We start from the raw sequence: 20,128 nt of genomic DNA, 5'->3' as shown, positions 1-20,128 counted from the left end.
CCTAAGGCAAGCCGCCAGACGTTACCAGGACTGGGTTGCTTTGAAGGAATCGAGGATGCCTTTCAGCTTGCCTTCGATTTCGTCGTTATAGCCACCGGACTGGTTGATCTCTTGCATCAGCAGAGCGTGATCACGGTCGACGTAAGCCAGCAGTGCGGCTTCGAAGCTACCGATTTTCGCCAGTTCGACATCCGCCAGATAACCACGTTCTGCTGCGAACAGAACCAGAGACTGCTGCGCGACGGACATCGGCGCATACTGTTTCTGTTTCAGCAGTTCGGTCACTTTCTGACCGTGGTCAAGCTGTTTACGGGTGGCATCGTCAAGGTCGGATGCAAACTGAGAGAACGCCGCCAGTTCACGATACTGCGCCAGCGCGGTACGAATACCACCGGACAGTTTTTTCATGATCTTGGTCTGGGCTGCGCCACCTACACGGGATACCGAGATACCCGGGTTAACCGCAGGACGAATACCGGCGTTAAACAGGTTAGATTCCAGGAAGATCTGACCATCGGTAATGGAAATTACGTTGGTCGGAACGAACGCGGAAACGTCACCTGCCTGCGTTTCGATAATCGGCAGCGCGGTCAGAGAGCCGGTTTTCCCTTTCACTTCACCTTTGGTGAAGGCTTCGACGTAGTCGGCGTTAACACGCGCAGCACGCTCCAGCAGACGAGAGTGGAGGTAGAATACGTCGCCCGGGAATGCTTCACGTCCTGGCGGACGACGGAGCAGCAGGGAGATCTGACGGTAAGCAACAGCCTGTTTAGACAGGTCATCGTAAATGATCAGCGCATCTTCGCCGCGGTCGCGGAAGTATTCGCCCATTGCGCAACCGGCATATGGCGCCAGGTATTGCAGCGCAGCGGATTCGGACGCGGTCGCCACCACAACAATGGTGTTAGCCAGCGCGCCGTGTTCTTCCAGTTTGCGCACCACGTTAGAGATGGTGGACGCTTTCTGGCCGATAGCGACATAGATACATTTAATGCCGGAATCGCGCTGGTTGATGATGGCGTCGATAGCCAGCGCGGTTTTACCGGTCTGACGGTCACCGATGATCAGTTCACGCTGACCACGACCGATTGGGATCATGGAGTCAACGGCTTTATAGCCGGTCTGCACCGGCTGATCGACAGACTGACGATCGATAACGCCCGGCGCAATCGCTTCAACGGCAGAGAAGCCGTCATTATCAACCGGACCTTTACCGTCGATTGGCGCACCCAGGGTGTTTACCACACGTCCCAGCAGGCCGCGGCCAACCGGAACTTCCAGGATACGACCCGTACATTTAACCTTCATGCCTTCGGCAAGGTCAGCGTATGGACCCATGACTACCGCACCCACGGAGTCGCGCTCCAGGTTCAATGCGATAGCGTAACGGTTACCCGGCAGGGAGATCATTTCACCCTGCATACAATCGGCCAGGCCGTGAATGCGGATAACACCGTCACTGACAGAAACAATAGTACCTTCGTTGTGAGCTTCGCTCACCACATTGAACTGAGCAATGCGCTGCTTGATCAGTTCGCTGATTTCGGTGGAATTCAGTTGCATGCTCCAGTCCCCTTAAGACTGCAAGACGTCTGCAAGGCGCTCAAGACGGCCGCGTACGCTGCCATCAATGACCATATCACCCGCCCGGATGATAACGCCTGCCATTACAGACTTATCGATTTTGCAATTCAGCTTCACTTTGCGTGACAGACGTTTTTCCATCGCGGCGCTGATTTTCGAAAGCTGCTCTTCACTCAATGCGGTTGCCGACGTAACTTCTACCTCGGAGGTAGCTTCACTGGCGGCACGCAGATGAATAAACTGCTCCAGAACATCCGGGAGCGCGTTCAGACGATTATTTTCAGCCATCACCCGAATCAGGTTCTGACCGTTTTCGTCTAACTGCTCACCGCAGACTGCGATAAACGACTCAGCGAGCGTTTCCGGCGCCAGCGCGCCAGAGAGAAGCTCTGCCATTTGTTCGTTCTTGGTTACCTCGGCGGCAAACGCCAGCATATCCTGCCAGCGCTCTACACTTTGGTGTTCAACGGCAAAGTCAAAAGCTGCTTTGGCGTAGGGGCGAGCTACCGTAACAAATTCAGACATCAGCCCCTCCCTCCTTACAGTTCAGCGACAAGTTTATCCACGATGTCGCTGTTAGCAGCTTCATCCACGGAACGTTCGATGATCTTCTCGGCGCCAGCAACAGCCAGGATAGCAACTTGCTTACGCAGCTCTTCACGGGCGCGTTTACGCTCGGCTTCAATTTCCGCCTGCGCCTGCGCCACGATTTTAGTACGTTCCTGCTCTGCTTCAGTTTTGGCTTCGTCCAGGATCTGAGCGCGGCGTTTGTTTGCCTGCTCGATGATTACCTGAGCTTCCGCTTTCGCTTTTTTCAGCTGGTCGGTCGCGCTGGCCTTTGCAAGGTCAAGATCCTTATGTGCTCGTTCAGCAGAAGCGAGACCGTCAGCAATTTCTTTCTGACGTTTCTCGATGGCTGCCATTAACGGCGGCCATACGTACTTCATGCAAAACCAGACAAAGAGAATAAACGCGATGGCCTGGCCGAGGATTGTTGCGTTAAGATTCACAGCACAATGCCTCTATCTAGTTAACCTTCTGATATTGCTCTTAATTCAAGCAACGCTTACTACGCGACAGCGAACATCACGTACAGACCCAGACCTACAGCGATCATCGGGATAGCATCCACCAGACCCATAACGATAAAGAACTGAGTACGCAGCAGAGGAATCAGATCAGGTTGACGCGCCGCGCCTTCCAGGAATTTACCCCCGAGGATGCCGATACCGATCGCAGCACCGATTGCCGCCAGACCCATCATCACAGCGGCAGCCATGTACAGCAGATCCATATTCAGGTTTTCCATGACAGTCTCCAGTTTGTTTCAGTTAAAACGTAGTAGTGTTGGTAAATTAATGCTCTTCGGACGCCATCGACAGATAGACAATCGTCAGAACCATGAAAATGAAGGCTTGCAGCGTAATAATCAGGATGTGGAAAATGGCCCACGGCACATTCAGAATCCACTGTGACCACCACGGCAACAGACCAGCAATCAGAATGAAAATCAGCTCACCGGCATACATGTTGCCGAACAGTCGCAGACCGAGAGAAACCGGTTTGGACAGCAGACTTACCCCTTCAAGGATTAAGTTGACAGGAATGAACGCCCAGTGATTGAACGGCTGCAGCGTCAACTCTTTAGCGAAGCCGCCGATGCCTTTCATTTTGATGCTGTAGAACAGAATAAGGATGAATACGCCCAGCGCCATCGACAGGGTGATGTTGACGTCAGCAGACGGCACCACGCGCGTTGCCGGCAGACCCAGCCAATGCTCAGCGATATACGGCAGCAGGTCGATAGGCAGTAAGTCCATCAGGTTCATAAGGAATACCCAGACGAAAATTGTCAGGGCCAGCGGCGCAATCAGCTTGCTTTTGCCATGGTACATGTCTTTGACGCTGCCATGCACAAAGCCGACTATCAGCTCAATCGCGGTCTGAAACTTGCCTGGCACGCCGCTGGTCGCTTTTTTAGCAACGCTACGGAACATCACCAGAAACAACAGACCCAGCACCACCGAGAAGAACATGGAGTCAATATTGAGCGTCCAGAAGGTGGCTGGGGGGTTCTGCGGATCCACCAGCGAGAAAGTACGCAGGTCCAGCTGAAGGTTATTCAGATGGTGTCCTATGTATTCCTGCGGCGTCATATTTTCTGAAGCCATGATGCCTTTTACCCTTTGTTGTTAATTACAGCCGGCGCCAGTATCTGAACCACCAGCACCAAAACCCACGTAACGATCAGCGGCAAAAACACCGCCTTTAAAACCGCCAACGCCACCACCAGTAAAACCAGCATCGCTAACACCTTGAAGGCTTCACCGAAGGCGAAAGTCCAGGACACGCGGCCCTTAGCAGGTGTATGCGCCTGGTGACGCCAGGCAAATATCATAAACAACATATTAGGCAGTGCCACTGCCAATCCCCCACATACTGCGGAGATGCCCCAGAAGGGGTCTTTGAGGCAAAACAGCAATCCACTTGCTATTACCGCCAGAAACTGAATGAACAGAAGCTTACGAGCAACGTTTCGACTCACGAGCGACACAGACATCACGTTTTTACTCCTGCTCACTTCGAGGTATGCCGCGTGTCGTATAAAACGTTCTTTAAGACTTAGAGTCAAGCATCAAAAAGCGGTCAAATTATACGGTGCGCACCCGTGATTTCAAACAATAAGTAGCCAAAAGGTGAATAAATGTTTAAATATTTTTCTCTGGCCCGCATTTTTAACTTTTAGCCAAAGTGTGAACGATCGTACAAAACTGCAAATAGCGCGAAAACACTGGCGATAAAGCGTGCACCAGATCACACATTAAACATATTCATGCTTACGCAATTCATTTACGTGTCAATTCATGCCTTTTCATCTTTTTGATATTTAAGCGTAAAACCAGGTACTGTTTTAAAAATACCAGCTTACACCTTAAAAACGCCCCATTGACATTTATAATAAAAATTTAACAAGCAAAAGTGATTTTTCGATTCGATTTTTAGCAGACTGATATTTACAAAGTTGATTACTCTCTGTTTTAACAAAAGAAGCGACGTTGTCATGTTGAAACGAAACCGTAAATCCAGAGTTAAATGTAACAACGCTGAAATGCGTTATACCTGTCGATTTTTAACACAAGCCGCGTCGTTTTTTTTCTATTTTTTTTGATAAAAATTAAACTTTGTTTGACTTAATAATCACCAGATGCCGCTCGCCTTCCAGTTGCGGAACGCGTAATTTTTCAACAGATTCGACGCTAAAATCGTCAGGTAGTGAGGCAATTTCATCCCCTGGCAATTGCCCTTTTAAGGCATAAAAACGCCCTTTCTCTCCCGGCAGATGATGACACCAGCTCACCATATCATTCAACGATGCGAAAGCGCGGCTGATAACGCCATCAAACGGCGGTTCGGAAGGATAGGCTTCAACGCGGCTTTGAACCGGCGTGATGTTTTCCAGTTTCAGTTCGTGCTGGACCTGACGCAGAAAACGTACCCGCTTGCCCAGGCTGTCGAGTAAGGTGAAATGCGCGTCAGGGAGAACAATAGCCAGCGGGATGCCCGGCAGCCCCGGTCCTGTTCCTACATCGATAAAACGCTGTCCCTGAAGATACGGCGCAACGACTATGCTGTCGAGAATATGGCGTACCAACATTTCGTTGGGATCCCGCACTGACGTCAGGTTGTATGCTTTGTTCCATTTGTGCAGCATATCAACGTAGGCGACCAGCAGCGTTTTCTGGTGATCGGTAAGAGAAATACCGGCATCAGCCAGCAGACGAGAGAGTTTGTTGAGCACGGTCATTACCTGTTAATAATCAAATGCCCGATGCGCTTTCGCTTATCGGGCCTACAAATTTGTAGGGCGGGTAAGCGAAGCGCCCCCGCCAAATTAGTGTTATCAAGCGCTACGACGCAGCATACCTTGTTTTTTCAGCCATACCAGCAGAATGGAGATTGCCGCTGGCGTAACGCCGGAGATACGCGATGCCTGGCCGATAGACGCCGGTTTATGATCGTTCAGCTTGGCGATAACTTCGTTCGACAGACCGGAAACCTGACGATAATCCAGCGTGGCAGGCAGCAACGTATTCTCGTTACGTAGTTGTTTTTCAATCTCATCCTGCTGGCGAGCGATATAACCTTCGTATTTGACCTGGATTTCCACCTGCTCAGCGGCTTGCTCATCTTCAAGCGCAGGCGCGAATGCGGCAAGCGAAGTGAGCTGCGCGTAGGTCATTTCCGGACGACGCAACAGATCTTCGCCGCTGGCCTCACGGGAGAGAGGCGTGGTCAAATGCGCATTCACTTCATCGGCGGATTCCGCAGACGGCGTTACCCATGTCGATTTCAGCCGCTGACGTTCGCGTTCGATATTTTCCAGCTTCTCGTTGAAGCGCGCCCAGCGTTCATCATCCACCAGACCCAGCTCGCGGCCCATTTCGGTCAAACGCAGATCGGCGTTGTCCTCACGCAGCATCAGGCGATATTCGGCGCGGGAGGTAAACATGCGATACGGCTCTTTGGTGCCCAGCGTACAGAGATCGTCCACCAGCACGCCGAGATAAGCCTGAGAACGCGCAGGCGCCCATCCCTCTTTGTCGGCGGAAAGACGCGCGGCATTCAGACCGGCGAGCAAGCCCTGCGCCGCAGCCTCTTCATAGCCGGTAGTACCGTTGATTTGACCAGCAAAGAACAGGCCGTGAATAAATTTACTTTCCAGTGTCGGTTTCAGATCGCGCGGGTCGAAGAAATCGTACTCAATCGCGTAACCAGGGCGAACGATCTTCGCGTTCTCCATGCCCTGCATGGAACGGACAATCTGCATCTGCACGTCAAACGGCAGACTGGTGGAGATACCGTTAGGGTAAATCTCGTTAGAGGTCAGTCCTTCCGGCTCAAGGAAGATCTGATGCTGGTTACGATCGGCAAAACGCATCACCTTGTCTTCGATCGAAGGACAGTAGCGTGGGCCGATCCCTTCGATCACGCCAGCGTACATTGGGCTACGATCGAGGTTATTACGAATCACATCATGGGTTTTCTCATTGGTATGCGTGATGTAACACGGCACCTGTTGCGGATGCTGAGAAGCATTCCCCATAAACGAGAAAACCGGCATCGGGTTATCGCCATGCTGTTGAGCCAACACGCTGAAATCGATAGTATGCGCATCAATACGCGGCGGTGTGCCGGTTTTCAGGCGACTGACGCGTAGCGGAAGCTCACGCAGACGGCGAGATAGCGGGATGGATGGCGGATCGCCAGCACGACCGCCGCTGTAGTTATCCAGACCAATATGAATTTTGCCGTCCAGGAAGGTTCCGACGGTCAGCACCACCGCTTTCGCGCGGAATTTGAGCCCCATTTGGGTCACAGCGCCGACAACGCGATCGTTTTCGACAATCAGATCTTCAACCGCTTGCTGGAAGATCATCAGGTTCGGCTGGTTCTCCAGCGCGGTACGCACCGCCTGGCGATATAAGACTCGATCCGCCTGAGCCCGGGTAGCGCGAACGGCCGGACCTTTGCTGGCGTTTAGTATCCTAAACTGAATACCTGCCTGATCAATCGCTTTCGCCATCAGACCGCCGAGCGCATCCACCTCTTTTACCAGATGTCCCTTTCCAATACCGCCGATCGCCGGGTTGCAGCTCATCTGTCCCAACGTGTCAATATTGTGTGTCAAAAGCAGAGTCTGTTGACCCATACGCGCCGCGGCCATCGCGGCCTCAGTGCCTGCATGACCCCCGCCAATAATAATGACGTCAAAAGGATCCTGATAAAACATGGTAATTGCCTCGCATAACGCGGTGTGAAAATGGATTGAAGCCCGGGCGGTGGATTCTACTCAACTTTAGCCGATGGAGAAAGCCCCGGGATCCGGGCTATTAAAAAGAAGATCTTTTTATTTAGAGATCTGTTCTATTGTGATCTCTTATTAGGATCGCGCCAGGCTGTGGATAACCAGGATCCTGTAATAAAGATCAATGCGTTGGAAAGGATCACTAGCTGTGAATGATCGGTGATCGTGGTCCGTATAAGCTGGGATCAAAACGGGTGCTTATACACAACTCAAAAAGTGAACAACGGTTATTCTTTGGATAACTACCGGTTGATCCAAGCTTTCCACCAGATTTATCCACAATGGATCGCACGATCTTTACACTTATTTGAGTAAATTAATCCAGGATCCGAGCCAAATCTCCGCTGGATCTTCCGGAATCTCATGTTCAAGGATGTTGATCTTCAGTGTTTCCCCAACCTGTTTTGCGCCAGCGTCTTTCAGTTCCGCTTCTATTTTCTCAATCGCGCCGCAAAACGTGTCGTATTCTCGACTACCAATGCCAATTGCGCCGAAACGTACCGCGGAAAGATCGGGTTTCTGCGTCTGAAGGTCTTCATAGAAAGGGGTCAGGTTGTCCGGAATGTCTCCGGCACCGTGCGTTGAGCTGATTATCAGCCAGATCCCGGAAGTTGACAGATCCTCTAATAACGGACCGTGCACCGTTTCGGTTGAAAAACCGGCAGCTTCCAGCTTTTCCGCCAGATGTTCCGCGACGTATTCGGCGCCGCCCAGGGTGCTGCCGCTGATAAGAGTAATGTCTGCCATTGATCGCTCGCTCAGGTAAAGAGGCTGCATTGTACTCTGTGAACGAGCTGGGATCTACCTGTGGAAAAATGTGGGATTAAAAAAGCCGATCATGGCTTGATGGTGCGCATGATCGGGTTCTGCAAGACGATCAGTGTCTCAGTGGACTGAATTTCATCAATTGTTTGGATCTTGTTGATAAGTACGTGCTGAAGCGCGTCGATTGATTTGCACATCACTTTTATAAAGATGCTGTAGTGACCGGTGGTGTAATACGCTTCCGTCACTTCATCCAGGCTTTCCAGCCGGGCCAGTGCGGAGGGATAGTCTTTGGCGCTTTTGAGAATGATGCCAATAAAGCAGCCCACATCGTAGCCCAGCTGTTTGGGGCTGACGTCAATCCGTGCGCCAGTAATAATCCCGGCCTGCTTCATTTTCTCGACGCGAACGTGAATGGTTCCAGGGCTAACGCCAAATTGTTTGGCCAGTTCGGCGTAGGCGGTGCGGGCATTTTCCATTAAGGCGTCAAGTATGCCGCGGTCCAGATTGTCGATCTGATAATTTTCCATCGCTTTTTCTTATGCAGATTAATGATTATCTCTATTTTAGCCATTATTTTTAACGAATCAAAATCGAAGTTAGCTTTTTATTTGTTGATTATTGAATAGTGCTTTCGTTTTGTTGCTTAATCATAGGCAACAGGACGCAGGAGTAAAAAAATGAAAACCGCTTACATTGCCAAACAACGTCAAATTAGCTTCGTGAAATCACATTTCTCTCGCCAGCTGGAGGAGCGTCTGGGTCTGATTGAGGTCCAGGCGCCGATCCTGAGTCGCGTAGGGGATGGTACGCAGGATAATTTGTCCGGCTGTGAAAAAGCGGTGCAGGTAAAAGTGAAAGCGTTGCCTGACGCCCAGTTCGAAGTGGTGCATTCACTGGCGAAGTGGAAACGTCAAACCCTGGGGCAACATGACTTCAGCGCGGGCGAAGGGCTGTACACGCACATGAAAGCCCTTCGCCCCGATGAAGACCGACTCTCTCCGCTCCACTCGGTCTATGTGGATCAGTGGGACTGGGAGCGTGTCATGGGCGATGGCGAGCGCCAATTTTCCACCCTGAAAAGCACAGTAGAGGCTATATGGGCAGGAATTAAAGCTACCGAAGCCGCGGTCAGTAAAGAGTTTGGTCTGGCGCCGTTCCTGCCGGATCAGATCCATTTTGTTCACAGTCAGGAACTGCTGGCGCGTTTCCCGGATCTGGATGCGAAAGGGCGCGAACGCGCGATCGCCAAAGAACTTGGCGCCGTTTTCCTGGTGGGGATCGGCGGTAAACTGAGCGATGGCCACCGCCATGATGTACGCGCGCCGGATTATGATGACTGGAGCTCCGCATCTGAGCTGGGCTACGCCGGTCTGAACGGCGATATCCTGGTGTGGAACCCGGTGCTGGAAGATGCGTTTGAGCTTTCCTCTATGGGTATCCGCGTAGATGCCGATACGCTGATGCGCCAGCTGGCGTTGACCGGTGATGAAGATCGTCTGCAACTGGAGTGGCATCAGGCGCTGCTGCGCGGCGAAATGCCGCAGACCATCGGCGGCGGGATTGGGCAGTCGCGTCTGACGATGTTGCTGCTGCAATTGCCGCATATTGGTCAGGTACAGTGCGGCGTATGGCCCGCTCAGGTTCGCGAAAGCATTCCTGCTATTTTATAAGCCGTTAGCGCCGCCAGCGTCTCAGCAGGCGGCTTCGCATCCCGGTGTCAAAGCGCCAGATATGATCGAAAATGCGCATGATGCCGGGTTTGCCGTGCGCCGACATCGCCACCGCATGGAATCGATGCTGGTGAAGACGCTGCAACTCTCCTACTTTGCTCACCACGTCATCCGGCAAGCGCTGGGCGATAAAATCCGAAATGACCACCGCATCGGCATCAAACCATTCCCGTCCCTGCATTCTTTCAATAATGGCGCGAAAACAGCTGGCGATATCTGTGCCGCCGCGAAAACGTTGACTTAAAAAGCGGATGGCCTGCTCGATACCTTCCGGGCCGGAGAGTTCATAACGCACAACGTCAGTGGAAAACAGCATAATAAAGCAGCGGCGGTTATCCGCCAGCGCAACGCGCATCAACGCCAGGCAGAACGCTTTTGCGCACTGCTCGTTAAAACCTCCCATCGAGCCTGAAGTATCGACGCAGACAATAAACGGTCCGCGCGGCTGCTCGTCGACATCCTGGTGTACTACCGGCCGTTCGGTCACTTTCTCACGCCACGCTTCGCCATGCAGGCGATAGGTGAGGAGCTGTTTTTCCACTAACCGGCGGTAAAATTCATATTCCAGCTCGGTGATGCCGAGCGTCGCCAGCTCTGGCGGCAACAGGCGCAGAATATCATCGCCTTGCTGTATACCGTCAACCTGCTCCGGCACCGTAGCGGGTTCGCGTACCAGTGTACGAAAGGTTTCCATCGGCGCGTCTTTTTTCGGTACCGATTTGGCTTCCCGCGAACGTCCCAGTTGTTCCGCCAGTTGCATTAGCTCCGGCTGGGCGGCGAGAAATTCGCCGTATTTTACGATCAGTTGATAATCACCACGTTTAAGCTGTCCCGCGCTCATATCCCACAGGCGGCCTGCGGCATTATCATTTTCCGCCAGCGTCGGTTCCAGTTGCCCGCTCAACGTCATCCGTTCCTGAACGTCACTCAGCAACTGCTCGCGCTCTTCTTCCAGTAGTTGCTGGTTTAACGTGGTGGCCTGCACGACCAGACTTAACCGCCAGCGTTGCAAAAAAAGCGTGTGTAGCGCAGGGGTAAAGGTACTGTTGCTCTCCGTCAACTGCTTCGCCTGCGCGGCATACGGTGAATGCAGGCGGTGAAGCAACGCCAGTATTTGCGGCAGTTGCACGATGAACTGTGGGGTAGAGAGAAGTTGGCTTTGCTGATAACACATGACCTCTTCCATGAGTTCCGGCGGAACGCGTGCGTCTTTAAGACGGCTGCGTAGCGCTTCCCGCCAGCGCGGGAGATCGGCGGTCACGGCGTTTTTTAAACGCGGAAACTTTTCAAAGAAAATGACCAGCTGTGGGGAAGCCAGTAGCGCGAGGATCATCTCTTCGACCATTCCCTCTTCGCTGACGGCCAGCATGGTATTTAGCGTATCCAGCGTCAGCATTGTTGCGCCTGGCGGATCTGTTCTCCTACATCCTGCAGGCTGGCCTCAATGCGCCCTAACCAGTCGCTGTGAATAAACAGGCAATGTTGCTGCTCGCTGAAGCGGGTATGTTGCTGGCGCCAGTCGTTTTCTAACGTTTCCAGCTGCTGTTTGATCTCCGCAGGCATACTGTCTTCAGCCGCTCCCGGTAACGCCAGACGGGTACCTTGTAGACTGATGTCGCGCACCACCAGATGTTGAGCGTTATCGACTTCCATATTCAACGTTTGGGCAAAGCCGATCCCGTTCAGTTTGCCGCGGATCTCGCCGCCTTTGGTCAGCCAAAGTTCCAGCGCGCTGCGGTCAAAGGTAATATGGATCACTTCCATATCATGCAGTTTTAGCGGTTTTTGTAGCAATAACGTCAACGTTGACGCGCTGGCTTCCGGCGGTAAAGTGTAATGCGGGCGACGGCTGAACATACCGCCTTCTTTAATGACGGTGAAGGCGGTTTTATCGCTTTGCTGTTGCTGCAACTGGAGGCGACGCTGGACGATACCGCCGAGGCGAGTCAGCATGGTCTGCTGCTGCCAGGCGTGTCCGGTCATCAATATTTCCAGTTGCTGTTGCATGAGATTCAGACTCTGCGCGTCATACCACAAGCAATCTTTTAGCAGGATAAGGTCAATCGGCGCAACCGCGTCGCGTCCGCTAAAGAAGGCGCTGGCCTGTAACAGGCGGATGGCTTTCTTCCAGCGACGGTCGGAGACATAAGGCGCATTCGGCAAATTATCCAGCTGTTGGCGCAGAGTAAATATCAGCTCAAAGACCGGATCAGGGAGTGAAATCGCGCCGATATCTTTTTGCCACTGTTGATATTCTTCGTCGCTAACCTGTAACGAGGCGGGGACCGGGTTATCGCTCTCATCCTGCTGACTAACCAGCATGGAGCGGAAATTGGCTTTATCCTGAACTTTATCCAGCCACAGGCGAATCAACATTCGGTCGTACAAGGCTTCCAGGCTGCTGTCCGCTTCGGGCAGTTCGTTAGAGGCCGCCACCAGCAGCCGCATCGGAATTTTTTCCTCAAATGCGCCGTTGCGGAAATGGCGTTCGTTAATGGCGGTCAGCAATGTGTTCAGGATAGCGGGCCCGGCTTTCCAGATTTCATCCAGAAAAACGATTTCGGCTTCGGGAAGGTAGCCGGTCGTTAAGCGTTCATAGCGACCTTCATCTTTCAGCGCCTGAATAGAGAGCGGGCCAAAAACCTCTTCCGGCGTGGAAAAGCGTGTCATCAGATATTCAAAAGCGCGGGCGCGCTGGAAAGCAAACTTCAGGCGGCGGGCAATCAGACTCTTGGCGATACCGGGCGGGCCCAACAAAAAGACGCTTTCACCGCTTAACGCCGCCAGTAGGCAAAGGCGTATGGCGTGACTACGTTCATACAGCCCCTTCTCAAGGGCGCTGCTCAGACGGGAAATTCTTTCCGCTAATAAATGTGGGTGAGCCATAATAAAGAGGCGTCCTTTCGACAAATGGATCATGCTAATTGCGAGTATAGACGTTTCACCACCGGGGCTATAATCGTCTGATGCGCTGTTTATTTTTCTTTGAGCCAGGTTAATCTGGCTTCATTTAGGGGTACGATTTTATGATTAATCGTGCATACTGTGCGCTTTTTTGTGGGCCAAGGGACTAAGCACACATTTCATATCTATACACTCATTCATTCAAACTACATCAAGGCGGCAAAGGAGTGAATCCCCTGGCACTAACATTCAACGTGTGACTGGGGTAAGCGAATGCAGCCGACAAGGAGGTAGCGTGAAGGGTGACGTGTATAAACGAAAGATGAGTCTATGAGCACTGATAATAAGCAATCGTTGCCTGCGATTACCCTCGCAGCTATTGGGGTTGTCTACGGTGATATTGGTACCAGCCCGCTTTATACGCTTCGTGAATGTTTGTCCGGTCAGTTTGGTTTTGGCGTTGAACGAGATGCCGTGTTTGGTTTTCTGTCGCTGATCTTCTGGCTACTCATCTTTGTGGTTTCCATCAAATATCTCACCTTCGTGATGCGCGCCGATAACGCGGGTGAAGGTGGAATTTTGACGCTGATGTCGCTTGCCGGGCGTAATACCTCGGCGCGCACCACATCCATGTTAGTTATCATGGGACTGATAGGCGGCAGCTTCTTCTATGGCGAAGTGGTGATTACGCCGGCGATTTCGGTGATGTCGGCGATTGAAGGCCTGGAGATTGTCGCGCCGCAGCTGGATACCTGGATTGTCCCGCTCTCCATTATTGTGCTGACTCTGTTGTTTATGATTCAGAAGCACGGTACGGGAATGGTCGGGAAACTCTTTGCGCCGATCATGCTGACCTGGTTTTTAATCCTGGCGGTACTTGGCCTGCGCAGTATTATCGCCAATCCCGAAGTGTTACATGCGCTGAATCCTGTCTGGGCGGTACGTTTTTTCCTTGAATATAAAACCGTATCATTTATTGCGTTGGGCGCGGTGGTGCTGTCGATTACCGGCGTAGAGGCGTTGTACGCCGATATGGGACACTTCGGTAAGTTCCCGATTCGCCTGGCGTGGTTTACCGTGGTACTGCCGTCGTTAGTACTGAACTACTTTGGTCAGGGCGCATTGCTACTAAAGCATCCGGAAGCGATTAAAAATCCCTTCTTCCTGTTGGCGCCGGACTGGGCGTTAATTCCGCTGCTGATTCTGGCCGCGCTGGCGACGGTGATCGCCTCCCAGGCGGTCATTTCCGGCGTCTTTTCGCTGACGCGTCAGGCCGTGCGTCTTGGCTATTTGTCGCCAATGCGCATTATCCATACCTCCGAGATGGAGTCCGGTCAGATCTACATCCCTTTCGTTAACTGGCTGCTTTATTTCGCAGTCGTGGTTGTTATTGTTAGCTTTGAGCACTCCAGCAACCTGGCGGCGGCCTATGGCATCGCCGTGACCGGCACGATGGTGCTGACGTCTATTCTTTCTACGACCGTGGCGCGTAAGAACTGGCACTGGAACAAATATTTTGTCGCGCTGATCCTCATCGCGTTCCTGTGCGTGGATATCCCGCTGTTCTCGGCTAACCTCGACAAATTGTTGTCCGGCGGTTGGCTGCCGCTGAGCCTGGGTCTGATCATGTTCACGATCATGACCACCTGGAAGAGCGAGCGTTTCCGTCTGTTGCGTCGTATGCATGAACACGGTAATTCGCTGGAAGCGATGATTGCTTCACTGGAGAAGTCACCGCCGGTTCGGGTGCCGGGTACTGCCGTATACATGTCGCGCGCGCTCAGTGTGATCCCTTTTGCTTTATTGCATAACCTGAAGCACAACAAAGTGTTGCATGAGCGCGTAATCTTATTGACGTTGCGTACGGAAGATGCGCCTTATGTGCATAACGTTCGCCGGGTGCAGATTGAGCAGTTGTCTCCGACATTCTGGCGCGTGGTGGCCAGCTACGGCTGGCGCGAAACGCCAAACGTTGAAGAGGTGTTCCACCGCTGCGGTCTGGAAGGGCTTAGCTGTCGGATGATGGAAACGTCGTTCTTTATGTCGCACGAGTCGTTGATTGTCGGCAAACGCCCGTGGTATTTGCGTTTGCGCGGTAAACTGTATTTGTTGCTGCAACGTAACGCTCTGCGCGCGCCGGATCAGTTCGAGATCCCGCCTAACCGCGTGATTGAGTTAGGAACGCAGGTCGAGATTTAACCTCCCATCACCATGCCGGGGGCCGCGTTGGCTTACCCGGCCTGGCCAATCCGTAGATTCCCACACGATAATCGCCTGATTTCCGCTAGCGAAACGTTTCGACGGCGATCACAATTCTGTTACGTCATGATGGTTTTATGAACACATCCAGGGTTACAATGCGGCCAGCGAAACGTTTCGCTAGTGGAGCAGAAAAATGAAGAAAGGCACCGTACTCAACTCTGAAATCTCGTCGGTCATTTCCCGTCTGGGGCATACTGATACTCTGGTGGTCTGTGATGCGGGTTTACCTATCCCGAATAGCACCGCGCGTATCGATATGGCACTAACCCAGGGCGTACCTTCTTTTATGCAGGTGGTGGATGTTGTGACCCGGGAAATGCAGGTTGAGGCGGCGATTCTTGCAACGGAAATCAAACAACAGAATCCGCAGCTCCACGAAACGTTGCTCACTCACCTTGAGCAACTGCAGCAACACCAGGGAAACACCATAAAAATTAGTTATACGACACACGAACAATTCAAAAAATTGACTGCAGACAGTCAGGCGGTGATTCGCAGCGGGGAGTGTTCCCCGTATGCGAACGTCATTCTTTGCGCTGGCGTCACTTTCTGAGGCCGCTATGGACGCATTACTGCAACTCAAAGGGATCGATAAAGCGTTCCCCGGCGTGAAGGCTCTCTCCGGCGCCGCGTTAAACGTTTATCCTGGCCGCGTTATGGCGCTGGTGGGGGAAAACGGCGCCGGAAAATCCACCATGATGAAAGTATTAACCGGCATCTATACGCGAGATGCGGGATCGTTGTTATGGCTGGGTAAAGAGACCACCTTTAACGGGCCTAAATCGTCTCAGGAAGCCGGGATCGGCATTATTCATCAGGAACTGAACCTGATTCCGCAGTTGACCATTGCGGAAAATATCTTCCTGGGCCGTGAATTTGTGAATCGCTTTGGCAAAATCGACTGGAAAAAGATGTATGCCGAAGCCGACCAGCTCTTAGCCAAACTCAATCTGCGCTTTAAGAGCGATAAGCTGGTGGGCGAACTCTCTATCGGCGATCAGCAAATGGTGGAAATCGCCAAAGTGCTGAGCTTCGAATCCAAAGTCATCATTATGGATGAACCGACCGATGCGCTGACCGACACTGAAACCGACTCTCTGTTCCGCGTTATCCGCGAATTAAAATCGCAGGGGCGCGGCATTGTCTATATCTCCCACCGTATGAAAGAGATTTTCGAAATTTGCGATGACGTGACGGTCTTCCGCGATGGGCAATTTATCGCCGAGCGTGAAGTGGCCACGTTGACCGAAGATTCTCTTATCGAAATGATGGTGGGACGTAAGCTGGAAGATCAGTACCCGCATCTGGATAACGCGCCGGGTGAGATTCGCCTCAAGGTCGATAATCTGTGCGGACCGGGCGTGAATGATGTCTCTTTTGTGCTGCGAAAAGGCGAGATTCTTGGCATTTCCGGCCTGATGGGCGCCGGTCGCACCGAGCTGATGAAAGTATTGTACGGCGCGATGCCGCGAACCAGCGGTTACGTGACGCTTGATGGACACGAAGTGGTGACGCGTTCTCCGCAGGACGGACTGGCCAATGGCATCGTTTATATCTCTGAAGACCGTAAGCGCGATGGACTGGTGCTCGGCATGTCAGTTAAAGAGAATATGTCGCTGACGGCGCTGGACTATTTCAGCCGCGCTGGCGGAAGCCTGAAACACAAAGATGAGCAACAGGCGGTGGGGGATTTTATCCGTCTGTTCAACGTCAAGACACCGTCAATGGAACAGGCGATAGGCCTGCTTTCTGGCGGTAATCAGCAAAAAGTGGCGATTGCCCGCGGGTTGATGACGCGCCCGAAAGTGCTCATTCTCGACGAGCCGACTCGCGGCGTGGACGTCGGCGCCAAGAAAGAGATTTATCAGCTTATCAACCAGTTTAAGGCCGACGGCCTGAGCATCATTCTGGTCTCATCTGAGATGCCAGAAGTATTAGGCATGAGCGATCGCATCATCGTCATGCATGAAGGGCATCTCAGCGGTGAATTTACTCGCGAGCAGGCCACCCAGGAAGTGTTAATGGCTGCCGCAGTGGGCAAGCTTAATCGCGTGAATCAGGAGTAAAAAAGATGACAACCCAGGCTGTTTCTGGTCGCCGTTATTTCACTAAAGCGTGGCTTCTTGAGCAGAAGTCGCTCATTGCCCTGCTGGTGTTGATCGCGATTGTTTCGACGTTGAGCCCCAACTTTTTTACCGTTAATAATCTGTTCAATATTCTTCAACAGACCTCCGTCAACGCCATTATGGCGGTGGGGATGACGTTGGTGATTCTGACATCGGGGATCGATCTGTCCGTCGGTTCCCTGCTGGCGCTCACCGGCGCGGTTGCCGCTTCAATCGTCGGCGTTGAAGTGAATGCGCTGGTCGCGGTTGCCGCCGCGCTGGCGCTGGGCGCTGCGATTGGCGCCGTCACTGGCGTTATCGTCGCGAAAGGCCGCGTACAGGCGTTTATCGCTACGCTGGTGATGATGCTGCTACTGCGCGGCGTGACGATGGTTTACACCGACGGTAGCCCTGTCAACACTGGCTTTACCGATAACGCCGATCTGTTTGGCTGGTTCGGTATCGGCCGTCCGCTGGGCGTTCCTACGCCGGTCTGGATCATGGCTATCGTCTTTATCGCCGCCTGGTATATGCTGCATCACACCCGTCTGGGACGCTATATCTACGCGCTGGGCGGTAACGAAGCGGCGACGCGCCTGTCTGGCATTAGCGTGAGCAAAGTGAAAATTATCGTCTATTCACTTTGCGGCCTGACAGCGTCGCTGGCGGGCATCATTGAAGTGGCGCGCCTCTCTTCCGCGCAGCCGACGGCGGGTACCGGCTATGAGCTGGATGCTATTGCCGCCGTGGTGCTGGGCGGCACCAGCCTTGCTGGCGGTAAAGGACGCATTGTTGGGACATTGATCGGCGCATTGATTCTCGGCTTCCTTAATAATGGTTTGAATTTGTTAGGTGTTTCCTCCTATTACCAGATGATCGTCAAAGCGGTGGTGATTTTGCTGGCGGTACTGGTAGACAACAAAAAGCAGTAACAACGACTACAGGACATCTGAAATATGAACATGAAAAAACTGGCTACCCTGGTATCTGCTGTTGCGCTGAGCGCCACCGTGAGCGCGAATGCAATGGCGAAGGACACCATTGCGCTGGTGATCTCTACCCTCAATAATCCCTTCTTCGTGTCGTTAAAAGACGGGGCGCAAAAAGAGGCGGATAAACTGGGTTATAACCTGGTGGTGCTGGACTCCCAGAACAACCCTGCCAAAGAGCTGGCGAACGTGCAGGATTTAACCGTTCGCGGGACCAAAATTCTGCTGATCAACCCGACTGACTCCGATGCGGTGGGTAACGCGGTGAAGATGGCGAACCAGGCGAAGATTCCGGTTATCACGCTTGACCGCCAGGCAACCAAAGGCGATGTCGTCAGCCATATCGCGTCTGATAACGTGCTGGGCGGTAAGATCGCTGGCGACTATATCGCGAAAAAAGCTGGCGAAGGCGCCAAAGTGATTGAGCTGCAAGGCATTGCCGGAACATCTGCGGCGCGTGAGCGTGGCGAAGGTTTCCAGCAGGCGGTAGCCGCCCACAAATTTAATGTCCTGGCCAGCCAGCCTGCCGATTTCGACCGTACTAAGGGTCTGAACGTCATGCAGAACCTGCTGACCGCGCATCCGGATGTTCAGGCTGTCTTCGCCCAGAACGATGAAATGGCGCTGGGCGCACTGCGCGCGCTGCAAACTGCCGGTAAAGCAGATGTGATGGTGGTTGGATTTGACGGTACGCCGGATGGCGAAAAGGCCGTAAAAGATGGCAAACTGGCAGCGACTATCGCTCAGTTACCGGATCAAATCGGCGCCAAAGGCGTTGAGGTGGCGGATAAGGTGCTGAAAGGCGAAAAAGTTCAGGCCAAATATCCGGTTGACCTGAAACTGGTCATCAAGCAGTAATAAACGACACGGGTCAACTATGGCCTGATGGCGACAGAAATACGCGAGCCTCCGCTGAGGTGAACGTAAAAAAAGAAAAGCAGGGCACGCGCCACCCTAACCGGTGGCGCACTTTGACGTGGAACCCCGAATATGAAAACCGCAGGTAATCTCATCGTCCTTGGCAGCATTAATGCCGATCATATCCTTAATCTTGAGTCCTTCCCTACCCCGGGTGAAACGGTAACCGGTAGCCATTATCAGGTCGCGTTTGGCGGGAAAGGCGCGAATCAGGCGGTTGCTGCGGGACGTAGCGGGGCAAATATTGCGTTTATCGCCTGCACGGGCGATGACGATATTGGCGACAGTATTCGTAAACAATTAGTCAGCGATCGTATTGATATCGCGCCAGTTAGCGTCATTAAAGGCGAGTCTACCGGGGTGGCGCTGATTTTCGTTAATGGCGAAGGCGAGAATGTCATCGGTATTCATGCCGGAGCGAATGCCGCGTTATCGCCGGCGTTGGTTGATGCGCAACGTGAACGTATCGCGCAGGCGGATGCGTTACTGATGCAGCTGGAATCGCCGCTGGAAAGCGTACTGGCGGCGGCGAAAATCGCCCATCAACATCATACTACTGTTGCGCTTAACCCGGCGCCTGCCCGTGAGCTACCGGATGAACTGCTGGCGCTGGTGGACATCATCACGCCAAATGAAACGGAAGCTGAAAAGCTGACGGGCGTGCGTGTGGAAAATGACAACGATGCCGCGAAAGCTGCGCAGGTTTTGCATGATAAAGGCATTCGAACCGTATTAATTACCTTAGGAAGCCGTGGCGTCTGGGCCAGCGTAGACGGCGAGGGCCGCCGCGTTCCTGGATTTAGCGTTGAGGCTGTCGATACCATTGCCGCCGGAGATACGTTTAACGGCGCCTTTATCACCGCGATACTGGAGGAGACGCCGTTGCCGGAAGCGATTCGCTTTGCCCATGCCGCCGCCGCGATTGCCGTAACGCGTAAAGGCGCGCAACCGTCCGTTCCGTGGCGCGAAGAGATAGAAGCGTTTTTACATCAGCAGGGGTAA

The 20,128-nt window shown here is 52.8% G+C and carries 19 protein-coding genes; 7 read left to right on the top strand and 12 right to left on the bottom strand.

All coding sequences use genetic code 11. The annotated features are described in order from the left end of the window. Positions 1 to 21 precede the first annotated feature (21 nt). From atpA to asnC, 10 genes are all read right to left on the bottom strand, one after another. Entirely contained in the window at positions 22 to 1,563 is a 1,542-nt protein-coding gene (atpA, locus tag OLG56_RS21975) for a F0F1 ATP synthase subunit alpha (RefSeq protein ID WP_001176750.1), read from the bottom strand. 12 nt (positions 1,564 to 1,575) lie between these two features. After that, positions 1,576 to 2,109: a F0F1 ATP synthase subunit delta gene (atpH, locus tag OLG56_RS21970; protein WP_001288957.1), complete on the bottom strand. Its 534-nt coding sequence runs from the start codon at positions 2,107 to 2,109 to the stop codon at positions 1,576 to 1,578. A gap of 14 nt (positions 2,110 to 2,123) precedes the next feature. Then, positions 2,124 to 2,594, bottom strand: coding sequence for a F0F1 ATP synthase subunit B (atpF, locus tag OLG56_RS21965; protein WP_001052212.1), 471 nt, complete (start codon positions 2,592 to 2,594; stop codon positions 2,124 to 2,126). Between the two features lie 59 nt (positions 2,595 to 2,653). Next, positions 2,654 to 2,893, bottom strand: a complete 240-nt coding sequence (gene atpE / locus OLG56_RS21960) for a F0F1 ATP synthase subunit C (RefSeq protein WP_000429386.1) — start codon at positions 2,891 to 2,893, stop codon at positions 2,654 to 2,656. A 46-nt stretch (positions 2,894 to 2,939) separates the two neighbouring features. Further along, positions 2,940 to 3,755: a F0F1 ATP synthase subunit A gene (gene atpB / locus OLG56_RS21955; RefSeq protein WP_000135632.1), complete on the bottom strand. Its 816-nt coding sequence runs from the start codon at positions 3,753 to 3,755 to the stop codon at positions 2,940 to 2,942. Between the two features lie 8 nt (positions 3,756 to 3,763). After that, positions 3,764 to 4,144 carry a F0F1 ATP synthase subunit I gene (gene atpI, locus OLG56_RS21950; RefSeq protein WP_000116685.1) on the bottom strand — a complete coding sequence of 127 codons (381 nt, stop codon included), beginning with the start codon at positions 4,142 to 4,144 and terminating at the stop codon, positions 3,764 to 3,766. Positions 4,145 to 4,759: 615 nt separating this feature from the next. Then, positions 4,760 to 5,383 (bottom strand): 16S rRNA (guanine(527)-N(7))-methyltransferase RsmG, encoded by a 624-nt coding sequence (rsmG, locus tag OLG56_RS21945; RefSeq protein WP_001528235.1) that lies wholly within the window; start codon positions 5,381 to 5,383, stop codon positions 4,760 to 4,762. A gap of 102 nt (positions 5,384 to 5,485) precedes the next feature. Then, complete coding sequence (gene mnmG, locus OLG56_RS21940; RefSeq protein WP_061377480.1) at positions 5,486 to 7,375, bottom strand: tRNA uridine-5-carboxymethylaminomethyl(34) synthesis enzyme MnmG; 1,890 nt, start codon at positions 7,373 to 7,375, stop codon at positions 5,486 to 5,488. A 378-nt stretch (positions 7,376 to 7,753) separates the two neighbouring features. Further along, positions 7,754 to 8,197: an FMN-binding protein MioC gene (gene mioC / locus OLG56_RS21935; protein WP_001518982.1), complete on the bottom strand. Its 444-nt coding sequence runs from the start codon at positions 8,195 to 8,197 to the stop codon at positions 7,754 to 7,756. A gap of 89 nt (positions 8,198 to 8,286) precedes the next feature. Then, positions 8,287 to 8,745 (bottom strand): transcriptional regulator AsnC, encoded by a 459-nt coding sequence (gene asnC, locus OLG56_RS21930; protein ID WP_000433016.1) that lies wholly within the window; start codon positions 8,743 to 8,745, stop codon positions 8,287 to 8,289. 150 nt (positions 8,746 to 8,895) lie between these two features. Here asnC and asnA point away from each other — a divergent pair, with 150 nt between their 5' ends. Beyond that, positions 8,896 to 9,888 (top strand): aspartate--ammonia ligase, encoded by a 993-nt coding sequence (gene asnA, locus OLG56_RS21925; protein WP_000845114.1) that lies wholly within the window; start codon positions 8,896 to 8,898, stop codon positions 9,886 to 9,888. A gap of 4 nt (positions 9,889 to 9,892) precedes the next feature. Here asnA and viaA read toward each other — a convergent pair whose 3' ends face one another. Both viaA and ravA read right to left on the bottom strand, forming a co-directional pair. Further along, positions 9,893 to 11,344: an ATPase RavA stimulator ViaA gene (gene viaA / locus OLG56_RS21920; protein WP_000956585.1), complete on the bottom strand. Its 1,452-nt coding sequence runs from the start codon at positions 11,342 to 11,344 to the stop codon at positions 9,893 to 9,895. After that, positions 11,338 to 12,834 carry an ATPase RavA gene (gene ravA / locus OLG56_RS21915; RefSeq protein ID WP_061377481.1) on the bottom strand — a complete coding sequence of 499 codons (1,497 nt, stop codon included), beginning with the start codon at positions 12,832 to 12,834 and terminating at the stop codon, positions 11,338 to 11,340. Before ravA ends, viaA begins: the two co-directional genes overlap by 7 nt. 348 nt (positions 12,835 to 13,182) lie before the next feature. On the opposite strand from ravA, the gene kup reads away from it, so the two are divergent. The 6 genes from kup (at position 13,183) to rbsK (ending at position 20,128) form a co-directional block, all read left to right on the top strand. Further along, positions 13,183 to 15,051 (top strand): low affinity potassium transporter Kup, encoded by a 1,869-nt coding sequence (kup, locus tag OLG56_RS21910; protein ID WP_000102338.1) that lies wholly within the window; start codon positions 13,183 to 13,185, stop codon positions 15,049 to 15,051. A gap of 196 nt (positions 15,052 to 15,247) precedes the next feature. Next, positions 15,248 to 15,667, top strand: a complete 420-nt coding sequence (rbsD, locus tag OLG56_RS21905) for a D-ribose pyranase (protein ID WP_000715944.1) — start codon at positions 15,248 to 15,250, stop codon at positions 15,665 to 15,667. Positions 15,668 to 15,674: 7 nt separating this feature from the next. Then, entirely contained in the window at positions 15,675 to 17,180 is a 1,506-nt protein-coding gene (rbsA, locus tag OLG56_RS21900; RefSeq protein WP_000339366.1) for a ribose ABC transporter ATP-binding protein RbsA, read from the top strand. 5 nt (positions 17,181 to 17,185) lie between these two features. Then, the gene (rbsC, locus tag OLG56_RS21895; RefSeq protein WP_000211345.1) at positions 17,186 to 18,151 is read left to right on the top strand and encodes a ribose ABC transporter permease; all 966 of its coding nucleotides are present in this window, start codon (positions 17,186 to 17,188) and stop codon (positions 18,149 to 18,151) included. Positions 18,152 to 18,175: 24 nt separating this feature from the next. Further along, positions 18,176 to 19,066, top strand: coding sequence for a ribose ABC transporter substrate-binding protein RbsB (gene rbsB / locus OLG56_RS21890; RefSeq protein WP_001056260.1), 891 nt, complete (start codon positions 18,176 to 18,178; stop codon positions 19,064 to 19,066). A gap of 132 nt (positions 19,067 to 19,198) precedes the next feature. After that, on the top strand, positions 19,199 to 20,128 hold the full coding sequence (gene rbsK, locus OLG56_RS21885; RefSeq protein WP_000844733.1) for a ribokinase: 930 nt from the start codon (positions 19,199 to 19,201) through the stop codon (positions 20,126 to 20,128).

Origin of the sequence: Salmonella sp. 2018103 (assembly GCF_026247685.1) — a bacterium.
GTDB lineage: Bacteria > Pseudomonadota > Gammaproteobacteria > Enterobacterales > Enterobacteriaceae > Salmonella > Salmonella enterica.
This window is presented reverse-complemented; position numbering and strand designations above follow the sequence as displayed.